Here is a 5,953-nt window from a genome sequence, read left to right on the forward strand (position 1 = left end):
ACCCCCCGGGAGACCATGGACGACCGCGAGACCCTCCACTTTTTGCGGCGGGTAGTCTACGACCACTCGGGCATCCACCTCACCCACAAGGAGGAGGGGCTGCTCACCACGCGCGTCGCCCGCCGGGTGCGGGAGCTCCGTCTCCCCTCGGCGCGGCACTACGCCGAGCTCCTGCACTCGCCCGAGGGGCGACCCGAGATTCCTTCGCTCATCGACGCGGTCACCATCAACTACACCTTCTTCTTTCGGGAGCAGGCCCAGTTCCACGCCCTGGCCGCACAGGTCTTTCCCCGGCTCCTGGCGGAGCGCGGCGCAGGCGAAGGAGGGGCGCTTCGGATCTGGAGCGCCGGGTGCTCCTCGGGGGAGGAGCCCTACTCCATTGCCGTCACCCTGGCGGAGGTGGTGGGAAATCCCGAGCGCTGCGACGCCCGCATCCTGGCCACCGACATCAACCGCAGGGTCATCCGCATCGGCTCTCGCGGCGTCTACCCGGAAGATCGGTTCGTGCACATGCCCCGGGAGTACCACCACAAGTACCTGGTGCGCGACGCCGACACCCCCGCCGGCTCCTTTCGCCTCTGCGACGAGATTCGGGCCCTGGTGGCCTTTCGGCGCTACAACATCCTGCGCGACGCAGCGCCCCTGAGGGGGACGCTCGACGTGATCTTCTGCCGCAACGTGATGATCTACTTCGACCCGCCCACCAAGACGCGGCTCCTCTCGAACTTTCTCCGGTATCTGGCTCCCGGGGGCTACCTCTTCATCGGCGAGTCGGAGAAGCTCGACGGGGGCGGGCTGGGCTTCGAGCCCGCGGGCCCCTCCATCTTCCGGAAGGCGTGGGGCCAGGGCCCGCCGGGCCGCTGACGACCCGCGCCAGAGATTCTTGAGGATCTGAAATTCAGGAATCCTCCGGGGCCAGCACCAAGGCCGCCCAGCCTTCCTCCTCCCGGCGCTGCCTCACCGCGAGCCCCAGCAGGTGCGCCACCCGGGCCGCTTCGCCTCCCTCGAAACCCGAGGCGATGAGGAGCCCGCCTGGGGCCAGGCGCTGTCGCAGGGCGGGGGCGAGGTTCTCGATCTGCCCCACCACCACGTTGGCGAGCACCAGCGGGTAGGCCCCCTCCAGGAGGTCGAGTGAGAGGAGGAGGGGGCGCACCCGGTCGTCCAGGCCGTTCAGGAGGGCGTTGCGGCGGCACGCCGCGAAACCGAAGGGGTCGATGTCGAGGGCGTCGACCCCGGCGGCACCCAGCAGCACCGCTGCCAGCGCCAGGACTCCCGTGCCCGCGCCCACGTCGAGCACCGGGCCGGGGAGCCCGCCCCGGTTGGCCAGGTCTTCGAGGGCTTGCAGGCACAGCCGGGTGGTGGGGTGGTCGCCCGAGCCGAAGGCCATTCCGGGGTCGATGCGGATGGGGATGGAAAGGCCGGGGGGCACCGCTTCCCAGGCGGGCACGAGCGAAATCCGGCCGGTCACGGCCACGGTGCGCACGCTCTCGCGCCAGAAGGGGGTCCAATTCTCCTCTTCCAGGTCCTGGCCCGGGGGCACCTCGTCCCCGTTCTTCTCCCAGAAGAGCCGAATCCACTCCCGGCCGGGGACGCCCGAGCCCCAGGAGGTGACCGCCCCCGCGGCTCCCCGGGCCCGGGCCTCGGCCCACCGGCCGGCCGCCTCCGGCGGGGAGCAGGGCTCCTCCACGACCCTCCACCTCGTTCGCGTCAGCATGGGTGCGCAGTATAGCCGCGGCGGCGCCTCGGGGAACCCGAAAATGCGCCGACCCGGGGCGGACCGGTGCGGTCATCCCCCGAACTGGTGCTCTTCCCCCGGAAAGATGCCCCCCTGCACCTCGTCCCGGTACCGGGCCACCGCCGCACGAATCTCGTCGGAGAGGTTGGCGTAGCGCTTGACGAACCTGGGGACGAACCGGTCGAAGAGCCCCACCAGGTCGTGGAGCACGAGCACCTGGCCGTCGCAGTGGGGGCCGGCGCCGATGCCGATGGTGGGGATGGAGAGGGCCTCGGTCACCCGCCTGCCCAGGCTCGTGGGCACGCACTCGAGCACCACCGCGAAGGCCCCGGCCTCCTCCAGGGCACGGGCGTCGTCCAGGAGTGCCTGGGCGGCCTCGGGGGCCTTGCCCTGCACCTTGAACCCCCCGAGCTGGGTGGCGGTCTGGGGTGTGAGGCCGATGTGGCCCATCACGGGGATGCCGGCCCGGACGATGGCGGCCACCTTGTCCGCCTGGGTGCGGCCGCCCTCGAGCTTGACGCAGTCGGCCCGGGCCTCCTTGAACAGGCGCCCGGCGCTGCGCACCGCGTCCTCGGGGCTCACCTGGTAGGAGAGGAAGGGCAGGTCGCCCACCACCAAGGCCCGCTCGGCGGCCCGGGCCACCGCGGCGGTGTGGTGCACCATCTCGTCCATCGTCACGGGGACGGTGTCGGGGTAGCCCAGGCACACCATCCCCAGGCTGTCCCCCACCAGGATCAGGTCGATTCCCGCCTGGTCCACGAGCTTGCCCGTGGGGTAGTCGTAGGCGGTGAGCATGGTGAGCTTGGGGCCCGACTGCTTTCGGGTCTTGATCTCGGGGATGGAGAGCTTGGGCATGGGCATCGCTCCTGTCTGGGAGAGCTTCGAGGACCAGGGTTCTCGCCCCACGTGTCGGACTACGGAACCGAATCGAAATCGCAATCGAAATCGGCCCCCGCACCGCGGATCGGGAATCCAGGGTAGCACGGTCCCCCCGTGGGCGCAGCGCTCCGATACGGACGGTTCCCCAGGGCCGCAAGGCCTCCCGGCCCTACCGCAGCCCGGAGGACCAGTTCCCCTCGGTGGTCCCCGGGAGCTTCCGGCCCGCCGCCACGGCCTGCGCCACCGCCCGGAGCTCCCCTGCCGAGAAGGGCCGCCCCTGGAAGTCGCACAGGAGGTCGGCGATGCCGAGCTCCGCGAGCTCCCGGCCGCGGTGGGACCAGGAGAAGGGCTCGGGGCCGTACACCCGGGCCCAGCCCGGCTCTTGGGCGGGCAGGCACCCCTTCGCCCCCGGGCCGGCTGCGGGCTCCGGGGGCTCGGGCCCGGGGGACCAGGCCAGGCAGCGGCCGTCCGCCGTCTCGGCGACGGCTCCGGGCGCGAGCGTCACCCCGGGGTCGAGGCGCGTGAGGAAGAGGGGCGGGCTCCCGTAGGCGTAGGCCACGGGTCGCAGGGGCCAGCCGGCGGCGGCCACGGCCCTCAGGTTTCCGGCTCCGGTCTCGGGGCTCGGGGTGAACGCCGCGCACCCCAGGGCGCCCAGGGCCTGGGCCGCCCAGCCGTTGAGGGCGTGGAGCTCCCGGCCGGCCAGGGGGGTGAGCCCCAGGCCCTCCAGGAGCTCCAGGTGCCCCAGGTTCGTGAGCACGACCCGGTAAAACCCCTCCGCTGCCAGGATCTCCAGCCACCTCCGATACAGGGGAAGCGCCCCCTCCGAGAGCCACGGCGGGAGCTCCCAGCAGATGCGCTCCCGCGAGCCGGGGCCCATTTCCGGCGCGCGCCGTGCCTCCAGGCACGCCCGGTTCAGGGCGGCCACGACCCGAGGGAAGGGGCCCTCCAGGGCGGCGCGCAACGCGTCGGGCACCTCGACCCTGGCCCAGAGCCGAGGTGCGTGCTCTCCGGGCGCCACGGGCCTTTGCCCGTGGGGTCCCGGTGCCCCGGCGGCTCGCAGCTCCCGGCATCGGGCGAGCCGAGCCTGCACCTCGGCTTCCAGGGCAGCGCGCAGCTCCGTCGCGAGGAGGCGGCGCACCTCCTTGAACGCCGAGGGGGGAACCACCACGGGGGGCAGCTCCCCCGACACGGCCAGGGAGGCCAGCCGAAACCCGGTGTCTCCGAGCTTCCCGAGGTGGGCCTCCAGGACCCGGGCCGTGAGCCCGCTGCGCTCGGCCGGGAAGCGGGGCATGGGGGCCAGGAGCTCCACCGCCGCCGGCCCGCAGGCCGCCCATACGCGAAGCACCCCGTCCTCCAGGCGGACGGTCGCCCGCACGGGAAGCCCCCCGCCGCCGCTCCCCTTGCCCAGGGACCGGGCCCGGCGGGCGAGCTCCTGCTCCCGCTCCTCGCCCCGGGCGGTCTTGACCCGGTACACCGCGTCGCCCGTGGCCACGGGGGATGGGCAGGGAAAGCGGTACCGCTCCCCGCCATCGGCCCCTTCCCGGTGCAGCTCCCGCAGGGTCACAGCCACGCCCTTCCCGCCGGAGCCCGGGGCGATGCGCAGCCGGTCTCCCCGGTGGAGCCGGGTCCGTGACGCGACCACGGCGCTGCCGCCCCGCCAGCCCACCACGCGGCCCAGCTGCGTGCCCAGGCCGGGCTGCCCGCCGCCGAGGAGCACCTGCCGGGGCCGGGGCGCGTCTGCGAACCCCTCGGTTGCGGGGCGGCCCTCGGCGCCCGCGAGGAGCTCCCGGGCGGCGCCCAGAGCGTCTTCCCACTCGCTTTCCGAGGCGTCGAGGGCCGTCCGAAAAGCCCGCACCACCGCCTCGACGTACGCGGCGCCCTTGAGCCGGCCCTCGATCTTGAGGGCCGAGACCCCGGCCCGGGCGAGCTCGGGCACGCGCTCCAGGAGGGAGAGGTCCGAGGGGGAGAAGGGGTGGGTTGCGGCGCCGGTGTCCGTGCGGTAGTTCCAGCGGCACGGCTGGGCGCACCAGCCCCGGTTGGCGCTACCTCCGCCGAGCGCCGTGGAGGCCAGGCACTGGCCCGAGAGGCCGTAGCACAGGGCCCCGTGGACGAAGACCTCGAGGGGGAGATCCGACGCCGCCCGGATGGCCCGCACCTCGGCCAGGGTGCACTCCCGGGCGAGGACGACGCGGGAGAATCCCATCTTGGCGAGCCGGCGCACCCCCGCCGAGTTGTGCACCGACATCTGGGTGGACGCGTGGAGGCGCGCCTCGGGGAACACCTCCCGGCACAGGCGCCACAGGCCCAGGTCTTGAAGGATGAGGGCATCCACCTCCAGGCAGAGGAGGTCCCACACGGCCCGCGCCGCCCGCAGAACCTCGTCCTCTTGCAGGAGCGTGTTCAGGGCTACGTAGACCCGGCGGCCCTCGGCCCGGGCCACGGGCACCAGGCGCCGCAGGTCCTCCAGGGTGAAGTTCGCCGCCCGCCCCCGGGCGCTCCACTCCCGCAGGCCCAGGTAGAAGGCGTCGGCCCCGGCCTCGAGGCCCGCCAGGAAGGCCTCCCAGGACCCTGCGGGGGCCAGGAGCTCGGGTTTGGGGTGGGTGGCGGGGGCAAGAGGTCTGGTCACGGGCGCCGGGGTCCCCTGTCAGAAGATGGAGGGCGCTACTGGGCCTTCGGCGGCACCGGCCCGTCCGGGGCGCCGAGACCGTAGCAGAGGAGCGCGTAAGGTGCAATCGCACTCGCGGCGCACCTCCTGGAGCGGCTGGGCAGCCCCAGCCCGTACCGGAAAGCGGGGCCGGTAGTTCCTCAAACCACAGGTCCGGATGATACCGAGGGCGCCCCTGCTCCCGGGCTGCAAGGCGCCAAAAGGGGGAATACGGAATGGCCGCAAGAGGACGCAAAGAACGCATAGAAACGGCCTGACGGCCACAGGGCGTAACCGGCCGGCCGCTCTCTATCCGAAGGACAACGAGAAGCAACTGTAGGGGCCTGCTCCCGCAGGCGACTTGCCGCGTCAGCGGCAGGGGGAAGGGTCGGCCTTCGGCCGAAATCGCCAGCAGGAGCTGGCTCCTACAGAGGAGCCGGACCGGATCCGCGCTTGACCGGTTACGCCCGTGGCTACACTTGTGACCGACGAGCAGTGCCGCAGACCGGGATGCAGGCGCGGCCGAATCTCCTTCGGACTTGTGGTTTGAGGCATGCCTATCCGGTTGTTGAACAAAGAACCAAAAGGCGGGCACTTGCCACACTGATCCATCAAACCGCCGCTTCGTAGGTCGGGGCTTGCCCCGACAATCCTGAGGTACGGGGGGCGTCGGGGCAAGCCCCCACCAAAACCCC

The 5,953-nt window shown here is 72.7% G+C and carries 4 protein-coding genes; 1 reads left to right on the forward strand and 3 read right to left on the reverse strand.

Annotated features, from left to right (window positions below):
* Positions 1-864, forward strand: an 864-nt coding sequence (locus AB1578_21505) for a CheR family methyltransferase (GenBank protein ID MEW6490474.1), incomplete at its 5' end; no start/stop codon positions are given.
* Positions 865-898: 34 nt separating this feature from the next.
* Here the strand turns inward: AB1578_21505 and AB1578_21510 are convergent.
* The 3 genes from AB1578_21510 to AB1578_21520 form a co-directional block, all read right to left on the reverse strand.
* Positions 899-1,687 (reverse strand): 50S ribosomal protein L11 methyltransferase, encoded by a 789-nt coding sequence (locus AB1578_21510; GenBank protein MEW6490475.1) that lies wholly within the window; start codon positions 1,685-1,687, stop codon positions 899-901.
* A gap of 99 nt (positions 1,688-1,786) precedes the next feature.
* On the reverse strand, positions 1,787-2,596 hold the full coding sequence (panB, locus tag AB1578_21515; GenBank protein ID MEW6490476.1) for a 3-methyl-2-oxobutanoate hydroxymethyltransferase: 810 nt from the start codon (positions 2,594-2,596) through the stop codon (positions 1,787-1,789).
* A gap of 187 nt (positions 2,597-2,783) precedes the next feature.
* Positions 2,784-5,240 (reverse strand): U32 family peptidase, encoded by a 2,457-nt coding sequence (locus tag AB1578_21520; protein MEW6490477.1) that lies wholly within the window; start codon positions 5,238-5,240, stop codon positions 2,784-2,786.
* Positions 5,241-5,953: the final 713 nt, after the last annotated feature.

The organism is Thermodesulfobacteriota bacterium, from assembly GCA_040756475.1.
GTDB lineage: Bacteria > Desulfobacterota > Deferrisomatia > Deferrisomatales > JACRMM01 > JBFLZB01.